We start from the raw sequence: 21,735 nt of genomic DNA on the forward strand, positions 1-21,735 counted from the left end.
CGTCGCTCCAGCGACGCACCGGCGCGTAGCGCCGGCTCAAGAATCATGAGCGCCGCAGGAGCGGCGCGGTCCCAGCCGTCACCAGCCCCGCTCACAACTGGCCGAACCACCGCAGGTCCCCTTGGCTGCAAAGGCAGAAGAGACTGTCGCGCCGGCGTCGAAAAACGCATCCTTCCCGCCATGTGAAACAGGCGCGCGGCGCGCGCATTGCGGCGATACCGGGCGTCGGCCACGCTGCTTCGCATAGGCGCATGATCGCCACGCGAGGGAGCTGCGATGACCAACGTATCCGGCCGCACGGCGTTCATCACCGGCGGCGCCAACGGTATCGGGCTTGGGATGGCCCGTGCCTTCGCCCGGGCCGGCGCCAGGCTGGCGCTGATCGACCAGGACGAAGAGGCCCTGGCGCGCGCCAAGGCCGAGCTCGCGGCCACCACCGAGGTCGAGACCGTGGTCCTCGACGTGCGCGATCGCGCCGCGTTCGCCGGTGTCGCCGACCGGATCGAGGCCCGGCTGGGTCCGGTGTCGCTGGTCGTCAACAATGCCGGCGTGGCCGGCGGCGCGCCCGCCGCCAGGCTGACCTACGAGCTATGGGACTGGGGATTGGGAATCAACCTCGAGGGCGTGGTGAACGGCGTGCAGACCTTCCTGCCGCGCATGGTCGAGCGCGGCGAGGGCGGACACATCGTCAACACCGCCTCGGGCGCCGGGCTGGTGGGCAGCGATACATCGGGCGTGCTCTACGCCACCGCCAAGTTCGCCGTGGTCGGCATGTCCGAGGCGCTGCATTCCGAGCTCAAGCCGCAGGGGATCGGCGTGACCGTGCTGTGCCCCGGCCCGGTGGCGACGGGCATCATTGCCCGGACACGGCGCCTGCAGCCCAGCGTGGTCAGGTCGATGAGCGCCGAGCAGCGGGAAAGGGCAATCGCGCGCAGCGCCGTCATGACGAAGCTGCTGGCCGACGGCGTCCAGCCGGACGCGGTCGGCGCCATGGTGCTCGACGCCGTCCAGAACGACCGGCTCTACGTGCTGACGGACCGCAGCATGGCGCAGCGGATCAATCAGCGCACGGCGGCGCTGCTGGACGGCATGCCCGCGGCCTGAGACACGGCCGCGTCAGTTCACGTCGAGCTTCAGCCCTTCCTTCTCGATCACGCCGCGCCAACGCGCGATCTGCTGCCGGACGAAGTCGTTGAACTGGGCCGGAGTCCCGTAGGCCGGGAAACCGGCCATGGTCCTGAAGCGCTCCTTGGTGGCGTCCTGCTCGAGGAAGTTCTTGATCTCGCCGTTCAGCGCGTCGACGACGTCCCTGGGTGTTCCCGCCGGAAGGAACACGCCGAACCATGTCGAGACATCGAAATCCTTCAGCTCAGGCATCGTCTCGCGGATCGGTGGCAGGTCGGGCACCATCGGGTTGCGCTGCGCCGAGGTCAGGCCCAGCGCGTTGAGCTTGCCGGCACGCACGAACTCGATCGCCGTCGTCAGGTTGTCGAAGAAGTACTGCGTGACGCCGGCCACCAGGTCGTTGAGCGCCGGCGCCGCGCCGCGATACGGCACATGAGTCGCCTTGGCGCCGACCAGCTGCAGGAAGAGCGCACCCGACAGATGCGGTGACTGCCCGGTGCCTGACGAGGCATAGGACGCCTCGCCGTTGCGACCACGCAGCCACGTCACGAACTGCGGCACGGTCTTGGCCGGCACGGCGGGATGCGTCACGAGAACGTTCGGCGCGGTGATCACGTTGGACACCGGGATCAGGTTCTCCGGCTTGTAGGGCAGGTTCCGGTATAAGGAATAGGCGATCGACTGTGGCCCGATGTTGCCCATCAGCATCGTGAGGCCGTCGGGCGCAGCCCTGACGACCTCGGTCGAGCCGACCACGCCGCCGGCGCCCGACTTGTTGTCGACCACCACCGATTGGCTCCAGCGCTGCTGCAGATGGCTGGCCAGCAGGCGGGCCACGATGTCGGTCGTGCCGCCAGGCGCGGCCGGCACGACGATGCGCAGCGCCTGCTTGGGCCGCCAGCCGTCTGCCCTTGCCAGGGATGGCGCCGCCAGCGACGGCAAGGCAGCCGCGCCGGCCAGGACCAGCCGGCGCGACACGCGCGATGAACGAACCATGGACGTTACCTCCAAGAACAAGCAGGGCGCTTGTCGCGACGCCCTTGCGCCGGCAAGCCGACACCGGATTCTCGCACGCCCGCGCAGTCGACGGAAGCCGACCCAGCCGGCATGGAATTCGCGTGATGCGGCGCAATTGCGCTGGCGCCGGGCAGCCCTCTCCCGTAAATAAACTTATGCTGATGGTGCCGTTTAATCACAATAAATCGCGCAGATTGCCGTCAGTTCACGCAACCCGTTGTCACGGAGGCCCGCCCATGCGGCGCGCTATCAAAGGCGGGGTGGCAGCCCTCTTCGTTGCCCTGCTCGCAGTTCCGGCACTGGCTCAGTTCAAGCCCCTGCGGCCTGACCAAAGTCCGCCGATGGATTCCAAGGAAAGCTACATCGCCTGGATGAAGGCCAACCGCGGCGAGAGCGACAAGTGGCTCGGCCAGCGTTGGGACCGTTTCGTGCACGTCGTCCGCAACAAGGACCTGTGGACCGACAAGACCAAGCGCGCCTTCCTGCTGACGCCGCGCGAAGTGTTCGCGGCCGCCAACCCGCCCGTGGCGGCACGCGGCTATGAGCACGCCTTCCTCGACATGGGCTACGGCGTCACCATGTCCGGCCCGCACCTGCAGAGCCGCATGACCGAGGTGATCGACGTCAAGCGCGGCGAGAAGGTGCTGGAGATCGGCACCGGCTCAGGCACCCAGTCGGCCTATCTCTCGGAGCTGACCGACAAGGTCTACACCATCGAGATCATCGCGCCGCTGGCCGCGCGCACCCGCGGCGTCTACGACAAGGCGATCGCGGCCGGCTACGAGGAATTCAAGAACATCAACACCAAGCACGCCGACGGCTACTACGGCTGGCAGGAAGCCGCGCCGTTCGACAAGATCATCGTCACCACCGGCATCGACCACATTCCGCCGCCGCTGCTGCAGCAGCTCAAGCCCGGCGGCATCATGGTGATCCCGGTCGGCCCGCCCGGCGCGCAGCGCGTGCTGAAGGTGGTGAAGCAGGTCGCCGCCGACGGCGCCGTGTCGGTGACCCGTGAGGACATCTACGGCGGCAAGATCGTGCCGTTCGTGCCCTTCACCAAGCTGGTGGACGGCGAGGTCAAGGGCACGCACAACAAGTAATTGTCCTTCTCCCCGCGAAGGCGGGGAGAAGGTGCCCCGAAGGGGCGGATGAGGGGCTTCCCTCATCCAAGAAATATGGAAATCGATGCCATAGGTGCACATGGTCCTGAAGCATTGCCTGCCTCAGCACCGCGAAGCCCCTCATCCGGCCGCCGCTACGCGGCGTCCACCTTCTCCCCGCCTGCGCGGGGAGAAGGCATTTTGGGGGCCTTTGTCTTTCCACATTCCCGCCATACACTCTGCTTTTGCGGGGCCATCCCCCGCCACTGAAAAACGGATCCCCCTCGCATGGCACTCAAGGCCGCCGCCGGCGCATTGCCGGACGTCGACTTCGACAACAGCCCGACCCTGAGCTTCTATCTCTCGGTGGCGCTGATCGCCGGCAGCGTGATCGCGCTGCAGATCGGCATCATGCGCATCTTCTCGGTGGGCAGCTGGGCGCATTTCGGCTCGCTGGTGGTGAGCCTGGCGATGTTCGGCTTCGGCCTGACCAGCGCCGTGATGTGCGTGGGCAAGACGTGGTTCGAGAAGCGCTGGCGCGGCGCCGTCAAGGCCGCCCTGCTGCTGTTCGGCCCGGTGATGGTGGCGTCGAACCTGATCGCGCAACAGGTGCCGTTCAACGCCATCTTCCTGGTCTCCGACCCGACGCAGAAATGGCGGCTGTTCGCCAACTTCGTGCTCTACTTCCTGCCCTTCCTGTGCGGCGCCCTCTATCTCGGCGTCGTGTTCCTGAAGGCGCAGAAGACCTTCAACCGCGTCTACTTCGCCGACCTCGCCGGCTCGGGCGCCTGCGGCCTGCTGTTCCTGCTGGCGATGTACGTCCTCAAGCCCGACGACCTGATCGTGGCGCCGTTGCTCTTGTGGCTGGCCGGCACGCTGCTGTGGTTCGTCGCCGTGTCGGACCGCCGCGGCCTGGCGCAGACCATCATCGTCGCCGCCCTGGCCGTGGCCGGCCACTTCGCGCTGCCGCCGGTGCTGGGCATCCCCAAGCTCGCGGTCAGCGACTACAAGGGCGTCTCCTATGCCCGCAAGTTCCCCGACGCCAAGCGCGTCTACGAGCGCGCGACACCGTTCGGGTACATGGAGATCTACGACAGCTCCTACCTGCACTTCGCGCCCGGGCAGTCCGACAACGCCGCCTTCAACCTGAAGGAGATGCCGAGCCGGGCCTATCGCGGCCTGTACATCGACAGCGACGGCCCGAGCGGCATCATCAAGACGCTGCCGGACACGCAGACCGCCTATTTCCGCTACCTCATGATGTACTACCCGTACGTCCTGAAGAAGAACCCGGAAACCTTCGTCGTGCAGTTCGGCGGCGGCCTGTCGACTGCCCTCGCGCTGCGCGCCGGCGCCAGCAGCGTCACCGTTGCCGAAGGCAACCCGATGGTGCTCAACGCCTTCCTCACCGATGCCGAGCTGAAGGCGTTCACCGGCGACATCCTGGGCGACAAGCGGGTCGAGGTCATCGACTACGACGGCCGCCTCTACGCCGCGCGCACCCAGCGCAAGTTCGACGTCATCGACCTGGCGCTGGCCGACTCGGCCGGCCTGTCGCAGCCCGGCGGCTTCGCCATCGTCGAGAAGTTCAGCTACACGCGCGAGGCGATGCGCAACTACATGCGGGCGCTGAAGCCGGACGGCGTGCTGGCGGTGACCTTGTGGAACAAGGAGGAGCCGCCCAAGTCGGTGCTGAAGCTGTACTCGACCATGGTGGCGGCGGCGCGCGACGTCGAGGGCCAGGACGTCGCCAACCGCTTCTTCGTCGGCGCCAACTACCTGTCGACCGCCACGGTGCTGTTCAAGAAGGACGGCTTCACGGCGGCCGAGGTCGAGACTCTGCGCAAGCACACCGCCGCCATGTCGTTCGACGAGATCTACTCGCCGGGCTTCAAGGCCGACCTGTCGCTGCTGGAGCCGACGCTGCAGGGCTACCACGACCAGTTCTTCTACGAAGGGCCGCCACCCGACCCGACCGGCCCCGGCGCCGAGGAGAAGGAGGCCAGCGATTCGCCGCCGCCGGGCGCGCCCGCCGACGATAAGCAGGAGGGCGCCAGCGATGCCGGGCCGGCCAGGCCCAAGGTGCCGGCCACCGACCTGGGGCGCCTGTGGTGGCACCACCTGATCAACGGCGGCATCGAGAAGGTGGCGGACCGCTACGTCTTCGATTCGCGGATCCTCACCAACCACCAGCCCTACTTCGCCGCCTACATCAAGGTGCATGACCTGCTGCGCTTCACCGACCGGCTGGAGCTGGTGCAGGACGAGTGGGGCTTCCTGCTGATCTGGGCGACGCTGGCGATCGCCGGGGTCGCGGCGCTGGCGCTGGTGCTGTTCCCGGTGGTGTTCGGCTGGCGCACGATCTTCAGCCGCTACCCCGGCAAGTTCGGCGCCATGATCTACTTCCTGTGCCTGGGGCTGGGCTACATCGTGACCGAGGTCGGCCTGATCAGCCACTTCATGCTGGCCCTGAGCAACGCCACGGTCTCGGCCTCGGTGCTGATCACCGGCATGCTGGTCTTCTCCGGGCTGGGCAGCTTCATGTCCGAACGGTTCCTGGACCGCACGCGCAGCTTCATGCCCAAGGTGTTCCTGGCGATCGGCGCGCTGCTGATCGGCTATGGCTTTCTGCTCGACCCGGTGCTGGATGCCATCGGCACGCTGCCCTACCTGGTGCGCATCGCCGCCTGCTTGGCGATCATCTTCCCGCCGGCCTTCCTGATGGGCTTCCCCATGCCCACGGGCATGACCATGCTGGGCCGGCTGGGCAAGGACCACATGTTCCTGTGGGCCTGGGGCATCAACGGCTCGTTCTCGGTGCTGGGCGCCGCCCTGGTGCCGGTCGTGGCCACCTCGTTCGGCCTGCCGGCCGTGCTGATGGTGGGCGGCATCGCCTACCTGGTGGCCATCCCCGCGTTCTTCCGCGTCCTGCTGCCCCTGCCGGGCAAGCCGGTCGCAGCGTAGGGCGCGATGCCGGGGGGACCGCGGGCGATCCTGGATCGACGCGGCCTTGTGCGCCTGCTGATCGGGCTGGCGGCATTGCCCGCCAGCGCGCTCGCGGCGCCGCCGACCAAGACGCCGTCGCGCTCGAAGGCGCCCACCGGCCCCAAGCCGGCTTCTGCCAGGCCCAAGCCGCCACCACCGGCGCCGGCGCCGCCGCGCCAGGCGATCACCCGCATCCTGCCGTTCCGCACCGCGCCCTTTCCCTATCGCGGCCCGGGCGAGGACGGCCGCTCGCCGTTCTTCAACGTCGCGCAAGGCAGGCGGCGCGGCCGCAGCATGGCCAGCGGCGAGGTCCTGTGGGAGGACACCACCTACGCCGATGCCGGCGTGCTGCTGCACGTGCCGGCATCGTTCGACCCGCGCAAGCCGGTGCGGCTGGTCGTGTTCTTCCATGGCCACGGCAGCTCCATTGACCGCGTGGTGTCGGACATGGAGATCGTGCGGCAGGTCACGCAGGCCGACATCAACGCCGTGCTGATCGCGCCGCAGTTCGCACGCCTGGCCGCCGACTCCAGCGCCGGCAAGTTCTGGCAGCCCGGCGCGCTGGCGCGCTTCCTGGAGGAGGCGGCGGTGCGCCTGACCGACGCGGCGTCCGTCAATGCCGCCGACCGGCCGGTCGTCGCGGCGGCGCTGCGCGCCGCGCCGGTGATCCTGGTGGCCTTCAGCGGCGGCTACAAGCCGGCGGCCTTCGTGCTCGACCGCGGCGGCGCCACCGGCCGGATCGTGGGGGTGCTGCTGCTGGATGCGCTCTATGACGAGGAGGACCGCTACGCCCGCTGGTTCGGGGCGGCGCGCCGGCGCGGCTTCCTGGTGAGCCTGTACACCGACTCGACCGCGCCGCGGCAGGCCATCCTGATCGACAGGCTGCGCCAGCGCGGCGTCGGCATCGGCACCGCCCTGCCGGCCACGGTGCAGGCAGGCACCGCTGCCTTCGTGCCCTGCGGCTCGATCATGCGGCATGGCCGGTTCGTGCTGGACGGGCCGCCGCACGATCCGATGCGTGTCGTGCTGACGGCGACGCGTCCGCCGCCACTGCCGCCCAAGCCGCCGGTCGCCACCAAGCCGGCCGCGGGCAAGCCGCCGGCCACGACCAGCAAGGCGCGCCCGCCCGTCAAGAGACCTGCGGCGGCAAAGCCCCGGTCACGGTAGGCGCGCCATGGATGAGAGCGATTTCGTCGGCGCGCTGGTTCCGGGACATCCCTGGCCACGCATCGAGGTGCTGCGGCACGGGCCGTTCCCCTGCCCCGGCGTCGAGGGCCCTGACGGCGTGTTCGGCGATGCGCGCACGCTGCTGCATGTGACGCCGCGCTTCGACCCGGCCCGGCCGTTCGTGGCGATCGCCTTCCTGCACGGCTGGTGCGCCACCCTGACCCGGCGCATCGGCGGGCACCGCTATCACGTCGTCGAGTCCTATCGCCTGATCGAGCAGGTCGACGCCGCCGGCCTCAACGCCGTCGTGGTCGCGCCGCAGCTGGCGCGCGATGCCGACACGGCCATCGCCGCGATGCCGGGCCATCCCGGCGGGTTCGCCGTGCCCGGCGCCTTCGCACGCTATCTCGACGAGGCGCTGACGCAGATCGCGCAGCGACGCGGCGACGGCGTCGATGCCTACCGGCGCGCGCCGCTCCTGCTGATGTCGTTCAGCGGCGGCTATCGCGCCGCGGCCAAGGTGCTGACGGTGGGCGGCGTCGCCGATCGCCTGATCGGGTTCATCGGCCTGGACACGATCTACGGCGAGACCGACGCGTTCGCCGCGTGGTTCGCGGCCCATCACCGCCACGCCTTCATCGCCGCCGTCTATACCGGCGGACGGGAGCATGCGCATGCGTCGGCGGGTGTGACACAGGCGCTGGCCCGCTCGCTTGGCGCCCTGGGGCTGGCCGGCGTGCGCGTCAGCGACACGCTGCCGCGACGCCTGCGCGCCGGCGTCGCCGCTTTCCGCCATGTAGGCGATCCGAGCCTGCATCTCGACCTCGTCGCCGACGGCTGGCCGCGCTTCGATCGCCCGGTCCGGCGATTGCTGGCACGCGTGGCCGGATTCGGCGGCGTGTAGAGCTGGCCTCACAGCAGCAGCTTGCCCTCGTGCACGAGCAGCCAGCGCTTGGTCTCGACGCTGCCGCGGCCGGAGTAGCCCACCATGCGGTTGCCGGCGCCCAGCACGCGATGGCACGGGATGATGAGCGGGATCGGATTGGAGCCGCAGGCCGTGCCCACGGCGCGCGCGACGCCGCCGACCGCATCGGCCATCTCGCCGTAGGTCATGGTCTGGCCGTAGGGGATGTCGCACATCAGCCGCCAGATGTCGCGCTCGAAGGGCGAGCCGGCAGGTGCCAGCGGCAGATCGAAGACCTTCAAGCGCCCAGCGAAATAGGCGACAAGCTGCTGCCGCGCCTCGGCCAGCAGGCCGCTTGCGGCAACGGCGTCGGCTGTGTCATCGACCCAGCGCACGGCGATGATGGCATCGGAGGTGGCCTCGATCTCGAGGCCACCCACCGGGCTGCCGACGCGCACGCGCTGCGTGCCGGCAGCGACGTCGATCTGTGGCGCGGGCTGCAGCACTGTCGGTGCCGCAGGGCGATCCGGAAGCGATGTCATGCCACAACGCTAGCTTGGACGGTCGCGATTTGCCAACATGGCCGCGACAGGAGATGAGGAGTCATGGCCGGCGCAGACACGCCCTTTCGAATCGGCCGACGCAGCGTGGTGGCCGCGGGCTTCGCAGCCGCGGTCGCAGGCACGGCGCAGGCGCAGCAACGCCAGCAGCAGCGCGGCGCACCGCCGGCGTCGCAGCTGCCGGCGGTTGTGTTCGTGCACGGCAACGGCGACACCGCGGCATTGTGGCATACCACGATCTGGCGTTTTGAATCCAACGGCTGGCCGCGCAACCTGCTGCAGGCCATCGACTTCAGCTATCCCACCGCCCGCAGCGACGATTCGCGGCCGCAGCCCTTCCGCTCGTCGACCAGCGACCAGCGCGAGGAGCTGGCCGCCTTCGTGAAGAAGGCGCTGGCGGAGACGCGGCGGCGCAAGGTGGTGCTGATCGGCAGCTCGCGCGGCGGCAACCCGATCCGCAACTTTCTCAAGAACGGCGGCGGCGCCGAGGTCACGTCGCATGCCGTGCTGTGCGGCTGCACCAACCACGGCGTGATCATCTCGGACACGGTGCTCAAGGGCAGCGAGTTCAACGGCGCGGCGCCGTTCCTGCGCCAGCTCAACGACGGGCCGACGGAAACCGTGCCCGGCGTGGCCTTCCTGACCCTGCGCAGCGACAAGCTCGACAAGTACGCCCAGCCCGACGGCCAGTTCATCGGCATGCCCGGCAAGCCGACCGGCATCTCCTACGACGCGCCGGCGCTGAAGGGTGCCACCAACCTGGTGCTGCCCGGCCTCGACCATCGCGAGATCGCCTTCGACAAGCTGGCGTTCCAGAAGACGTACGAGTTCATCATCGGGCGTCCGCCCACGACGCTGTTCATCGCGCCGGAGCGCGAGCCGGTGCTGAACGGGCGTGTCACGGGCGTCGCCGACGAAGGCGTCTACACCAACCTGCCGGTGACGGGCACCACGGTCGAGGTCTGGGAGGTCGACGGCCGCACCGGCGAGCGCAAGACCTTGGGGCCGGTGCATCGCCGCACGACCGGTGCCGACGGCGTCTGGGGGCCGTTCAAGGGCCGCCAGGATGCCTACTATGAGTTCGTGATCGCCGTCAGCGGCAGCCCCATCACGCATATCTACCGTTCGCCCTTCCTGCGCTCCAGCGACGTGATCCACCTGCGCCCGGGCGTGTTCGGCAAGGACGACGACAAGGCCGGCGCGGTCGTCGTCATGACCCGCCCGCGCGGCTATTTCGGCCACGGGCGCGACAAGTTCACGCTCGACGGCAAGGTGCCCTCCGGCATCAACGAGGGCGTGCCCGGCACCTCGACCGGCAAGCTGCTGCTGCCGGAAGGGCCGGCCCGCACCGTGGTCGCGGCGTTCAACCTCGAGACCATCCCGACGCGGACCTGGCCGGTGAAGGACAACCGGCTGGTGCTGGCCGAATTCCACAATTGACCGCGGCATCTGCCTGCTGCGCGGCCGAGCTCGAGCCGGTCGTCCCATCGCCCTGCCTCAATCATGATAATGATTCGCAATTGCATTGATTTGCCGACAGCCGTCTGCTAGAGCCGAAGCAGAGCCAGCCGGGAAACCTTCCCGCCAGCCAAGTCGGCGCCAGAACGGCGCCACGCGACAAGGTTGGGGTTCGGGGATGGCGCGGTGTGGTTCGGCCGTGGTGATGGTGATGGCGGCAATGTCGGCCAGCGAAGCGCTTGGGCAGATGACGCCGTCCGGCATGCCGGACCAGGCGCAGGTGCCGATCGCGCCGCTCGATCCGATCACCGTGACCGGCACGCGCACCGAGCGCAGCCTCTACGATGTGCCCGGCTCGGCCTCGACCGTCACCAGGCAGACCGTGGACCAGCGCCAGCCGCAGCGGCTGGATGACCTGCTGCGCGACCTTCCCGGCGTGGAGATCAGCGGCGGCCCGCGGCCCGGCGCCGGCGAGCCCAATGTGCGCGGCCTCGAGGGCGAGCGGGTGCTGATCCGCCTCGACGGCGCGCGGCAGGACTTCCAGTCGGGCCACAAAGGCCGCATCTTCCTGGACCCCGACCTGATCAAGCAGGTCGACGTCGTGCGCGGCCCCAACTCGGTGCTGTACGGGTCGGGCGCGCTGGCCGGCGTGATCAACATCACGATGCGGGACGCCACCGATTTCCTGCGCCCCGGCGAAAAGGCCGGCTACCGCGTCAAGACGGGCTTCCAGTCGGTCAACGACATGGTGATGGCGCAGGTCGTGGGCTTCGCCAATGTCGCCGGCTTCGACTTGCTGGGCGGGCTGACCTATCGCAACAGCGGCGACTACTCGTTCGGCGGCAAGGGCCACCTCGCCAACTCGGGCGCCGAGGTGGTGAGCGGCCTGGTCAAGGGCGGCTACACCTTCCAGCCGGGGCAGCGGCTGGGCCTGTCGCTGATCGCCTTCGACGACCGCGACATCTCGACGACGGCGCCCAACACCGCCGCCACGACGGCGCCGGCCGACCGCACCACCCAGCAGCTCACCGGGTCGGTCACCTACGACCATCGTGATCCCAACCTGCCCTGGCTCGACCTGAAGGCGGTCGCCTATCACAACCGCGTCTACATCCGCGAGAAGCTGCTGCGGCCGTCGCCGTTCACCGGCCCGCGCCTGGATGAGACGGCGATGCGCACTTCAGGCACCGACGTGCAGAACACCAGCCGGTTCGCCATATCGGATGCTGTGGCGGTGGCGCTGACCTACGGCGTCGACGGCCGGGTGGAGTCGACCGACGGCGAGCGCAACAACGTGCCGCGTCCGGAGTTCCCCGACGCGCATGGGCGGGTCGCCGGCGCCTTCGTGCAGCCCGAGATCCGGTTGTGGGACAGCGTCAGCCTGACCCCGGGGCTGCGCTTCGACTACTACTACCGCAAGCCCGATTCAGCGGCCGTCGGCCCGTCGCTGTCTGAATCGCGTGTCTCGCCGCGGATCGGCGTGCAGTGGGATGCCACCAAGTGGTTCTCGGCCTATGCGCTCTACGCCGAGGCCTTCCGCGCGCCGTCGCTGTCGGAGCTCTACGTCTCGGGCACGCATTTTCCCGGCAACCGCTTCATCCCCAATCCCAACCTGAAGCCGGAGATCGGCAAGAACAAGGAAGTCGGCGTCACCCTGAAGCTCGACGACGCGGTGCAGCCCGGCGACAAGCTGCGCTTCCGGGTCTCGGGCTTCCACACCAATTACCGCGACTTCATCGACCTCATTGTCACCGCCACGACCACGACGCCGGTCAACGTCACCCGCGCCACCATCTGGGGCGTGGAGCTCGAAGGCGGCTACATGAGCGGCAACTGGTTCGGCACGCTGGGCGCATCGATCATCCGCGGCGACAACAAGTCGACGCACCAGCCGCTGGCCTCGATCCCGGGCGACAAGGTGGCGCTCACCGTCGGCTATCAGTTCCCGGAATGGGATCTCGTGATCGGCGGCCGCAGCAAGCTCGTGGCAGCGCAGAACCGCGTGCCCACCGGGGTCCGCAAGACCGACGGTTATGCCCTGTTCGACCTGTTCCTGAGCTGGCAGCCGTCGGACGGTCCGTTGCGCGGCGCCCGCTTCGATCTCGGCATCGATAACCTGACCGACAAGCGCTACCGCGACCATCTCACCCCGAACCTGGATCCCGGCCGCAATTTCAAGCTGGCCGCAAGCTTCCAGTTCTAGGCCGACGGACGCACGGAGAACCACCATGCACGCAGGCGACCGGCAACCGGAGCTCTCCCTCAGAGGCCGCGCCGCACGCATGGATGCGCAAGACTCGCATCGAGAGGACGACAGCATGCACCAGGGCAACCCGCCCATGAGCGCGCCGCCATCGCGTGGCGGCGGCTATCAGGGACGCCCGCCGCGGGCGCCGCAGATCCGACGCATCGGCAGCCGCGAGCTGATGGGCCCCAGCGGCCAGCTCATCATCCGGCATGCCGGCGACGACTACCGCCTGCGCGTCACCAGCAAGGGCAAGCTGATCCTCACCAAGTAGTTCCCGAGGTCCGCAAGCGGCCGACATCCCTTGCCGGTCGCGTGGCCAGTCAGCCAGGTCGCCGCACATTTGCTTCCTCTCGCGGCACCCAGCCAGCCCGCCACGAATTCCAGGAGATCACCATGACGAAGGCTTCCGATCTGCGCCAGCGGCTGCGCGATCTGCGTGCCGGGCAGCCCGGCGTGCGCGCCCGCGATGCCGCCCAGGCGCTGGGCGTGAGCGAGGCCGAGCTGGTCGCCAGCGGCGTCGAGGAGACCGCGACATGCCTGAGCACGGCCTGGCGCGACATGCTGGGCGCGATGCCGACACTGGGCCGCGTGATGTGCCTGACGCGCAATGACCACTGCGTGCACGAGCGCCACGGCCGCTTCGAGCAGGTGAGCGCCAACGGACCGCACGGGCTGGTGCTGGGCCCCGACATCGACCTGCGCATCTTCTTCGGCCAATGGCATGCCGGCTTCGCGGTCGCCGAGGAGACTCGCAGCGGCCCGCGCCGCAGCCTGCAGTTCTTCGATGCGCACGGCACCGCGGTGCACAAGATCTACGCCACCGCCGAGACCGACATGGCGGCCTTCGATGCCCTGATCGCGCAATTCCGCGCCGCGGCGCAGAGCACCGAGCTCGCGGTGACGGCGCGCCCGGCCGCCGCCACCGACCGCCCTGACGCGGACATCGATCGCCAGGCGCTGCGCAGCGCCTGGCGCGGCATGCGCGACACGCACGAGTTCTTCGGCATCCTGCAGAAGCACAAGGTGGGCCGCGTGCAGGCCCTGCGGCTGGCCGGCGACGACCTGGCGCAGGCGCTGCCGACGGACAGCGTGCGCGCGGTGCTGAACGCATCGGCGGCCAGCGAAACGCCGATCATGGTGTTCGTGGGCAGCCCCGGCTGCATCCAGATCCATACCGGGCCGGTGCAGAAGCTGGTGCCGACCGGGCCGTGGTTCAACGTGCTCGACCCGACCTTCAACCTGCACCTGCGCGAGGATGCGATCGTGCACACCTTCATCGTGCGCAAGCCCACCGATGACGGCGTCGTGACGTCGGTCGAGGCCTTCGACACGGCGGGGCGGACCATCGCGCTGTTCTTCGGCGCCCGCAAACCGGGACAGCCAGAGCGCGGCGCCTGGCGCGACATCGCCGAGGCGCGGGCAGCGGCATGAGGCGGGTGGCACCCACGGCAAACCGCTTCATGGTGAGCACAGGTAAATGCTGCGCATTTACCGAGTCGAACCATGAAGCGGCTCGCACCATCGTCGTGCGAAGCCTTCATGGTTCGACGGGCTCACCATGAAGGCCGCCTGGAGCGTGAGCTTGCGCCGGCGGCCGTTCGTCGCGTCGCTGGCGGCGGCGACAACGATCGCCATCGCCGGCCGCGCGGCGGCGCAGGTGTCGGTGGCCGATCATGCCGGGCGCATGGTCGAGATCCGCGACACCTCGCGCGTCATCGCCGTCGGCGGCTCGGTGACCGAGATCATCTATGCGCTGGATGCCGGCGGAAGGCTGGTCGGCGCCGACACCACCAGCCTCTACCCCGAGGCCGCGACGCGCCTGCCGCGGGTCGGCTACATGCGGCAGATCTCGGCCGAAGGCGTGCTCTCGCTGCGCCCGACGCTGATCATATCGACCACGGCCGCCGGTCCGGCCGCGGCGTTCGACCAGCTGCGCAGCGCCGGGGTGCCGACGCTGGTGCTGGCCGACGACTATGATATCGACAGCGTGCTGCGCAAGATCGAGGGCATCGGCCACGCCCTGGGCCGCGACGAGGCGGCACGCACGCTGATCGCGGCGCGCCGCGCCGAGATGGCGGACCTCGCCGGCAAGCTGGCGGCCATCGGCGGGCGCCCCAAGGTGCTGTCGCTGCTGTCGGTCTCGCAGGGGCCGCCGCAGGCCGCCGGACGCATCACCGCCGCCGAGGGCATCATCCGGCTCGCCGGCGGCGTCAATGCCATCACCAGCTACGAAGGCTACCGGCCGATCACGGCCGAAGGCGCGCTGGCGCTGGCGCCCGACGCGCTCATGGTCGCAGCGCAGACGCTGGAGGCGCTGGGCGGGTTCGACGGCCTGCTGGGGGCCGCGTCGCTGGCGCTCACGCCCGCCGGCAAGGCCCGGCGTGTCTTCGCGCTCGATGCGCTGCTGCTGCTGGGCTTCGGCCCGCGCACGCCCGAGGCGGCACGGCGGCTGGCCGATTTCCTGCATCCCGGGCACGGCCCGGCGCAGGCGCCATGAAGGACCCGCGGTCAGGACTGTCATCCCGAGCGAAGCGAGGGATCTCCTGCGAACGGAGCCTCGACCCTCGGGAGATCCCTCGCTTCGCTCGGGATGACGAGATGCGTAAAGACGGCAGGGAATTCAGCCCATGACCGTCGCGGTGCTGAAGGCGGGTGGCGGCGCGCGGCGGCCGGGCGTCGTGCCCGTGCTGCTGGCGCTGGCGGTGCTGGCCGCCGTGGCCGGCCTCGTCGGGCTGGCGCTGGGCCCGCTGCGCATCGGGCTCGCCGACATGCTGGCGGCCGTCGCCCATCGCCTTGGCCTGGCGGATGCCGGCGTCGCGCCGCAGGAGGAGGCGGTGCTGTTCGCCATCCGCCTGCCGCGCGTGCTGCTGTCGCTGGCCGTCGGCGCGGCGCTGGCGGCATCGGGCGCTGCCATGCAGGGGCTGTTCCGCAACCCGCTGGCCGATCCCGGCCTGGTCGGCGTGTCGAGCGGCGCGGCGCTGGCGGCCGTGGCCACCATCGTGCTGGGCGACAAGGTGCTGCACCTGCTCGATGCCGCGGCGCGATCCTGGGCGCTGCCGGCGGCCGCCTTTGTGGGCGGACTCGCGGCGACGGAACTGGTGCGCCGCTTCGGCCTGCGCGACGGGCAAGCGTCGGTGGCCACCATCCTGCTGGCCGGCGTGGCGATCAACGCGCTGTGCGCCGCCGGCATCGGCTTCCTCACCTTCGTCGCCGACGAGCAGCAGCTGCGCAGCCTGGTGTTCTGGACCATGGGCAGCCTGGGTGCCGCGACCTGGACGGCGCTGCCGCTGGCCCTGCCGCTGATCGTGATCCCCACCATCCTGATCATGCGCACGACGCGGGCGCTCGACGCCTTCGCCCTGGGCGAGCGCGAGGCCGCTCATCTCGGCGTCGACGTCGAGCGCCTGAAGCGCCGCCTGCTGATCCTGGTGGCGCTGGCGACCAGCGCTTCGGTGTCGGTGTGCGGCATCATCGGTTTCGTGGGGCTGGTGGTGCCGCACCTGCTGCGGCTGGCGTGCGGTCCGGGCCACAGGCTGGTGCTGCCCGGCGCCGCCCTGCTCGGCGCGGCGCTGCTGACCGCCGCCGACCTGGCGGCACGCCTGGCCGTGGCGCCGGCCGAGCTGCCGATCGGCGTCGTCACGGCGCTGGTCGGCGGTCCGTTCTTCCTGTGGCTGCTGGTGCGCCGCCTGCGGCTTGCCGACTCATGACGCTGACCGCCGATGCCGTATCGGTGCATGTCGGCAGCGCGACGCTGCTGCGGGCGGTGTCGCTCGCGGCGCAGCCGGGCGAGGTGCTGGGCCTGCTCGGCCCCAACGGCGCCGGCAAGTCGACGCTGCTGTCGCTGCTGGCCGGCGACCGGCGGCCCGACTCGGGCTCGGTGCGCCTGCATGGGCGCGATCCGCGGCGCTGGCCGGCCGAAGCCCTGGCCCGCGTCCGTGCCGTGATGACCCAGTCGGCCAGCGTCGGCTTCGACTTCACGGTGCGCGAGGTGGTGGCGCTGGCCCGCCTGCCGCACGCCGGCCGCTCGAGCGCCGCCGAGGACCGGCGCGTCGTGGCCGCGGCGCTCGAGCTGGCCGATGTGCCCCATCTCGCGGACCGCGTCTATCCCAGCCTGTCGGGCGGCGAGAAGCAGCGCGTGCAGGCGGCGCGGGCGCTGGCACAGCTATGGATGGCCACCGACGACGCGCCTTGCCGCTTCCTGATGCTGGACGAGCCCACCGCCAGCCTCGACCTGCGCCATCAGCATGGGCTGCTCGACGCGGTGCGCCGTTTCGTCAGCAGTGGCGTGGGCGCCATCGTGGTGCTGCACGACATCAACCTGGCGGCGGCCTATTGCGACCGTGTCGCCCTGCTCGACCGCGGCGCGCTGATCGCCTGCGGCCCGACCCGCCAGACGCTCGTCGCCGACCGCCTGGCGGCGATGTACGGTGTGTCGCTGGCCGCGATCGACGACGGCCAGGGCGGACCGCATTTTGTCGTCCGCGCGCCCGCCGCACCGGCAGCGCCATGACGCGACCCGCCGGGCGCGGCGGCGCCTCAGGCGCCGAACAGGACGATGTCCGTGCGCCGCTTGCGCCGGTTGCGCGGCGTGTCGTGCCCGATGCGCCGATAGAGGGCGGCCTGCACCAGCTCCTCGAGGCTGCGCGCGTCGTTCTCCTCGGGCCGGTTGCGGTGGCCGCGATAAACCCCGGGAGACCGCTGCATCCAGGCGCCGGATTCGGAGAAGCGCTGGCCGTAGGTGGCGCGCAGCCAGTCGTTCACCTCGTCGAGCGGCAGGCGCCGGAACCACGCGGGCGTGGCCGATTGCAGATAGCAAGCGAAGCCGTCGCGCTGCCGGTCGGCATGCTGCGCGACCGCCAGCGGAATGCGCATGCGATCGGCGATAAGATGCGCCCGCTGCGTCGCCGTCAGGTACCGTGGATCGTCGTCGATGGCGTCCATGCACGAGGTCACGACGCACGATTTGATGGCGCCCCAGGCCGGAAGCCGCTGCGTGACCTCCACCGCCCGCGCGTCCGGCAACCGCAGATTGCCGGCGGCCAGGCCTTGGGCGATGCGGTAGAACTGCTCGGCATGCCGCGTCTCGTGATAGACCGTGCTGCACAGCTCGACGAAGTCGTTGTAGCGGATCGCATCCTGGCCGGTGTAGCACTGGTTGATCCGCAGCTTCCAACGCGTCCAGTTGAAGGCGCCCCAGCCGCCGCTGGTCGCGAACTCGACGCTGGGCCGTACCATGAACGTCGTCAGCCGGCCCACCGTGGCCCTGAAGCGGCGTTCCCGTCGCTGCTTGCGGCTGGCGGCGCTGCCCGGCGAGCCGTCCTGCAGCCAGCTGCGCCAGATCGCGGCGCAGTCCTCGACAAAAGACTCCAGTACTGAATCCGATTGCAAAGTTGCGGCGGCCTCGCCCACGACATCCCGTCCCAATGTTTGCCCGCGCACCGGAATATCGGGGATGCACGGCCAGGCGCGAGGCGCCTGGGAGTGAATAAATAGTGCGTGCCAACGCGGGATGCCCGCCGCGCAATGCTTGTCGCAAGCAACCGCGCCCTCGCGAGACGTCCGACAGACACGTCTTTATGCTCGGCATCTAATGCGAAATCACTGTGGCTTGTACAGGGCGAAATGATGCCGAAACCCTTCCGGCATCAGGATCAACCCCACCTTCATGGCGCAACACGGATGTCTCGCCATGAAGGTGCGGACGCAGTGGCTATTGCGGTGAACGCAGCTCGCTCTCGTGCCGCACACAGCGCTCGTAGCGCGGGGTGCCGGGCACCAGTCCGTAATAGGCGCAGGCACGCTCCGAATCCGACACGATCCGGGCCGCGCCATGCTCGCAGTTCATGCGGCCCAGGCGGCGCCTCGCCCCCTGCCCTTGCCGGGCCGGAAATGATCAGCGACTTCAATCCGTTGCCGGCGCCACGGCCGGTTTTTCCGGGGTCGCGGGGTGCCGTGGCCTTTTCCGGGCCGCCACGCGATGGGTGTGCTCGTTGCCGTCGTCGTGCGACATTTTCCTGCTGTGGCGCAACACAGCTTGGCAGGCGGCTCCCCCGCTCGCTACAACCGGAGCAACAAGCAGCGCGCTGACATGGATGCCCAGCGGGAGGGAAGGATGAGCGAGCAAGTACTGCCCGTGCTGCCGCAGTTCGCGGCCAAGGCTTATGTCGACCAAGCCAAATACCGGCAGATGTACCAGGCGTCGATCGACGATCCGGTGGCGTTCTGGGCCGAGCACGGCAAGCGTGTCGACTGGATCAAGCCCTATACCCAGGTGAAGGACGTCGACTTCACAGGCGACGTGCACATCCGCTGGTTCCATGACGGCGTGCTCAACGTTGCGGCCAACTGCATCGACCGGCACCTGGCCAGGCGCGGCGACCAGACGGCGATCATCTGGGAAGGCGACGATCCGGCCGAGAGCAAGCACATCACCTATCGCGAGATGCACGCGCAGGTGTGCCGGCTGGCCAACGCGCTCAAGACCCAGGGCGTCAAGAAAGGCGACCGCGTCACCATCTACCTGCCGATGATCCCCGAGGCCGCCTACGCCATGCTGGCCTGCGCCCGCATCGGCGCCATCCACTCGGTGGTGTTCGGCGGCTTCTCGCCCGATTCGCTGGTGAACCGCATCGAGGATTGCGGATCGAGCATCGTCATCACGGCCGACGAGGGCCTGCGCGGCGGCCGCAAGGTGCCGCTGAAGGCCAACGCCGACGCGGCGCTGAAGAAGTGCCCGGGCGTCAAGACGGTGATCGTTGTGAAGCGCACCGGCGGCGCGATCAACTGGGTCGCCGGCCGCGACCTCTGGTACCATGAGGTCTGCGCCCAGGCCGCCGCCGACTGCCCGCCCGAGCCGATGAACGCCGAGGATCCGCTGTTCATCCTCTACACCTCGGGCTCGACCGGCAAGCCCAAGGGCGTGCTGCACACGTCGGGCGGCTACCTGGTCTTCACCGCGATGACGCACCAGTACGTCTTCGATTACCACGACGGCGACGTCTACTGGTGCACGGCCGATGTCGGCTGGGTCACCGGCCACTCCTACATCGTCTACGGCCCGCTCGCCAACGGCGCCACGACACTGATGTTCGAGGGCATTCCTAACTGGCCGGACAGCTCGCGCTTCTGGCAGGTCATCGACAAGCACAAGGTCAACACCTTCTACACCGCGCCCACGGCCATCCGCGCCCTGATGCGCGAGGGCGAGGCGCCGGTGAAGAAGGCCAGCCGCGCCAGCCTGCGACTGCTGGGCTCGGTCGGCGAGCCGATCAACCCGGAGGCCTGGCTGTGGTACCACCGCGTGGTGGGCGATGGGCGTTGCCCGATCGTCGATACGTGGTGGCAGACCGAGACCGGCGGAATCCTGATCACGCCACTGCCCGGCGCCACGCCGCTGAAGCCCGGCTCCGCCACCCTGCCGTTCTTCGGCATCAAGCCGGCAGTGGTCGACGCCAACGGCGCCGAGCTGCAGGCCCCCGGCACCGGCAACCTGGTGCTGACCGACAGCTGGCCGGGCCAGATGCGCACGGTTTACGGCGATCACCAGCGCTTCATCGACACCTACTTCTCGACCTACAAAGGCTGCTACTTCACCGGCGACGGCTGCCGGCGCGACGAGGACGGCTATTACTGGATCACCGGCCGCGTCGATGACGTGATCAACGTCTCGGGCCACCGGATGGGCACGGCCGAGGTCGAATCGGCGCTGGTGGCGCATCCCAAGGTCGCCGAGTCGGCGGTGGTCGGCTATCCGCACGACCTCAAGGGCCAGGGCATCTATGCCTACGTCACCTTGAAGGCCGGCATCGAGCCCAGCGAGGAGCTGCGCAAGGAGCTCGTGGCTCATGTGCGCAAGGAGATCGGCCCGATCGCCGCGCCCGATCTGATCCAGTGGGCCCCCGGCCTGCCCAAGACCCGCTCGGGCAAGATCATGCGCCGCATCCTGCGCAAGATCGCCGAGAACGAGCACGGCAACCTGGGCGACACCTCGACACTGGCCGATCCGGCCGTGGTCGATGACCTGGTCAGCAACCGCATGAACCGCAGCGCCTGACACGGGGGTTGGTCTGCGATGGACCGGAAGGGAGTCGCGCGGACGCTCACTTCATGTATATGATCCACCCTCGGGGCAAGATACGTGGGCCGGACAGGCCGGCGTGCCACGAGGGGGACATGCTGCGCACTGACCTGTCGCGCGACAACAGCTTGGTGGCCGACGTGCGCCAGGCCCGGCTGATCACCCCGTTGTGGCTGGCGATCCCCCTAGGGGGCGGACTGCTGATCGTGGTCACGGCCTTGCTGGCGCCGCTGGCGGTGCCGCCGCTGGGCCGGCTGCTCAAGGCGTTATCCGAGCCGGTCTACGCGACCTACTTCTCGTCGATCGTGACGATCCTTGCCTTCGCCTTCACCGCCCTGGTGCTGTTCCTGTGGGTGCGGCTGGTCGAAGGCAGGCCCTTCCACACCATCGGCTTCCGCATCCGCGGCGCCCTGTTGGGCATCCCGCTGGGGCTGGGGCTGGCGTTGCTGTTCACCACGCTGATCATGGGCGGGCTGAGCGCCTTCGGCATGGCGACGCCACGGCCGCCGGGCAACGACCCGATCGGCATGGCCGCGATGCAGGGCATCGTCGTCGCGGCGGTGATGTTCGGGGTCCAGGCCTCGACCGAGGAGATGCTCTATCGCGGCTGGATGCAGAACGTCATCGCCGTGCGCCAGGGGGCGTTCCTGGCCATCCTCATCGTGACCGTGGCCTTCACCTGGGCGCATTCGCGCAACCCGGGCTTCAGCCTGCTGCCGGGTGTGAACCTGGTGCTGTTCGCCGTGTTCCTGTCGCTGCTGACGCTGCGCACCGGGGGGCTGTGGGCTGGCTGCGCCTGGCACGCCGGCTGGAACTGGTCGCTGTCCAACCTGTGGGGCGTGCCGCTGAGCGGCATCGAGCCCGAAGGCGGCTCGGCGATGGCCTGGCACCTGTCGGGGCCGGCGGTGCTGACCGGCGGCGCCTGGGGGCCGGAGGGCGGCCTGCTGGCCACGGCCGTGCTCGCCGGCGCCACCGTCTGGGTGGCGCTATGGCGCGGCCTGGGCGCGCGGATCCCGGCGCCGGCGCCCGCGATGACGCCCGAGGCCCGGCTGGCCGCCTACCGCGCGACACATCGGCGGTGACACACCGGA

Annotated in this window: 17 protein-coding genes; 14 read left to right on the forward strand and 3 right to left on the reverse strand. The window is 69.6% G+C overall.

The window, feature by feature from the left end; translation table 11 throughout:
- Positions 1–276: 276 nt before the first annotated feature.
- Positions 277–1,104, forward strand: a complete 828-nt coding sequence (locus FHP25_RS02845) for an SDR family NAD(P)-dependent oxidoreductase (RefSeq protein WP_147845372.1) — start codon at positions 277–279, stop codon at positions 1,102–1,104.
- 12 nt (positions 1,105–1,116) lie between these two features.
- Here FHP25_RS02845 and FHP25_RS02850 read toward each other — a convergent pair whose 3' ends face one another.
- Complete coding sequence (locus FHP25_RS02850) at positions 1,117–2,121, reverse strand: Bug family tripartite tricarboxylate transporter substrate binding protein (RefSeq protein ID WP_147845373.1); 1,005 nt, start codon at positions 2,119–2,121, stop codon at positions 1,117–1,119.
- Between the two features lie 362 nt (positions 2,122–2,483).
- Here FHP25_RS02850 and FHP25_RS02855 point away from each other — a divergent pair, with 362 nt between their 5' ends.
- The 4 genes from FHP25_RS02855 (at position 2,484) to FHP25_RS02870 (ending at position 8,301) form a co-directional block, all read left to right on the forward strand.
- Positions 2,484–3,245 (forward strand): protein-L-isoaspartate O-methyltransferase family protein, encoded by a 762-nt coding sequence (locus FHP25_RS02855; RefSeq protein ID WP_218578141.1) that lies wholly within the window; start codon positions 2,484–2,486, stop codon positions 3,243–3,245.
- Positions 3,246–3,533: 288 nt separating this feature from the next.
- Entirely contained in the window at positions 3,534–6,209 is a 2,676-nt protein-coding gene (locus FHP25_RS02860) for a hypothetical protein (RefSeq protein ID WP_178133231.1), read from the forward strand.
- Positions 6,210–6,215: 6 nt separating this feature from the next.
- On the forward strand, positions 6,216–7,397 hold the full coding sequence (locus FHP25_RS02865; RefSeq protein ID WP_147845374.1) for an alpha/beta hydrolase: 1,182 nt from the start codon (positions 6,216–6,218) through the stop codon (positions 7,395–7,397).
- Between the two features lie 7 nt (positions 7,398–7,404).
- On the forward strand, positions 7,405–8,301 hold the full coding sequence (locus tag FHP25_RS02870) for a hypothetical protein (RefSeq protein WP_147845375.1): 897 nt from the start codon (positions 7,405–7,407) through the stop codon (positions 8,299–8,301).
- 8 nt (positions 8,302–8,309) lie between these two features.
- Here the strand turns inward: FHP25_RS02870 and FHP25_RS02875 are convergent, their stop codons facing one another.
- Positions 8,310–8,843: a methylated-DNA--[protein]-cysteine S-methyltransferase gene (locus tag FHP25_RS02875; protein ID WP_147845376.1), complete on the reverse strand. Its 534-nt coding sequence runs from the start codon at positions 8,841–8,843 to the stop codon at positions 8,310–8,312.
- Between the two features lie 63 nt (positions 8,844–8,906).
- Between FHP25_RS02875 and FHP25_RS02880 the strand changes: the two genes are divergently transcribed.
- The 7 genes from FHP25_RS02880 to FHP25_RS02910 all read left to right on the forward strand — a co-directional run bounded on the left by FHP25_RS02880 (position 8,907) and on the right by FHP25_RS02910 (position 17,077).
- Complete coding sequence (locus tag FHP25_RS02880; protein WP_147845377.1) at positions 8,907–10,301, forward strand: alpha/beta fold hydrolase; 1,395 nt, start codon at positions 8,907–8,909, stop codon at positions 10,299–10,301.
- Positions 10,302–10,497: 196 nt separating this feature from the next.
- Positions 10,498–12,522, forward strand: a complete 2,025-nt coding sequence (locus tag FHP25_RS02885) for a TonB-dependent hemoglobin/transferrin/lactoferrin family receptor (RefSeq protein ID WP_147845378.1) — start codon at positions 10,498–10,500, stop codon at positions 12,520–12,522.
- Between the two features lie 115 nt (positions 12,523–12,637).
- Complete coding sequence (locus FHP25_RS02890) at positions 12,638–12,838, forward strand: hemin uptake protein HemP (protein WP_231712187.1); 201 nt, start codon at positions 12,638–12,640, stop codon at positions 12,836–12,838.
- A 122-nt stretch (positions 12,839–12,960) separates the two neighbouring features.
- Entirely contained in the window at positions 12,961–13,998 is a 1,038-nt protein-coding gene (locus FHP25_RS02895; protein ID WP_147845379.1) for a hemin-degrading factor, read from the forward strand.
- 127 nt (positions 13,999–14,125) lie between these two features.
- Entirely contained in the window at positions 14,126–15,064 is a 939-nt protein-coding gene (locus FHP25_RS02900) for a heme/hemin ABC transporter substrate-binding protein (RefSeq protein ID WP_147845380.1), read from the forward strand.
- A gap of 130 nt (positions 15,065–15,194) precedes the next feature.
- Positions 15,195–16,274 carry a FecCD family ABC transporter permease gene (locus tag FHP25_RS02905; RefSeq protein ID WP_147845381.1) on the forward strand — a complete coding sequence of 360 codons (1,080 nt, stop codon included), beginning with the start codon at positions 15,195–15,197 and terminating at the stop codon, positions 16,272–16,274.
- Positions 16,271–17,077, forward strand: coding sequence for a heme ABC transporter ATP-binding protein (locus FHP25_RS02910; protein WP_147845382.1), 807 nt, complete (start codon positions 16,271–16,273; stop codon positions 17,075–17,077). The genes FHP25_RS02905 and FHP25_RS02910 overlap by 4 nt, the downstream gene beginning before the upstream one ends.
- Before the next feature lie 26 nt (positions 17,078–17,103).
- Here FHP25_RS02910 and FHP25_RS02915 read toward each other — a convergent pair whose 3' ends face one another.
- Positions 17,104–17,976, reverse strand: coding sequence for a hypothetical protein (locus tag FHP25_RS02915; protein WP_147845383.1), 873 nt, complete (start codon positions 17,974–17,976; stop codon positions 17,104–17,106).
- A gap of 703 nt (positions 17,977–18,679) precedes the next feature.
- Here FHP25_RS02915 and acs point away from each other — a divergent pair.
- The gene (acs, locus tag FHP25_RS02920) at positions 18,680–20,620 is read left to right on the forward strand and encodes an acetate--CoA ligase (RefSeq protein ID WP_147845384.1); all 1,941 of its coding nucleotides are present in this window, start codon (positions 18,680–18,682) and stop codon (positions 20,618–20,620) included.
- Between the two features lie 119 nt (positions 20,621–20,739).
- Positions 20,740–21,726 carry a CPBP family intramembrane glutamic endopeptidase gene (locus FHP25_RS02925; RefSeq protein ID WP_178133232.1) on the forward strand — a complete coding sequence of 329 codons (987 nt, stop codon included), beginning with the start codon at positions 20,740–20,742 and terminating at the stop codon, positions 21,724–21,726.
- Positions 21,727–21,735: the final 9 nt, after the last annotated feature.

The organism is Vineibacter terrae (assembly GCF_008039615.1).
In the GTDB taxonomy this organism is placed as follows: domain Bacteria; phylum Pseudomonadota; class Alphaproteobacteria; order Reyranellales; family Reyranellaceae; genus Vineibacter; species Vineibacter terrae.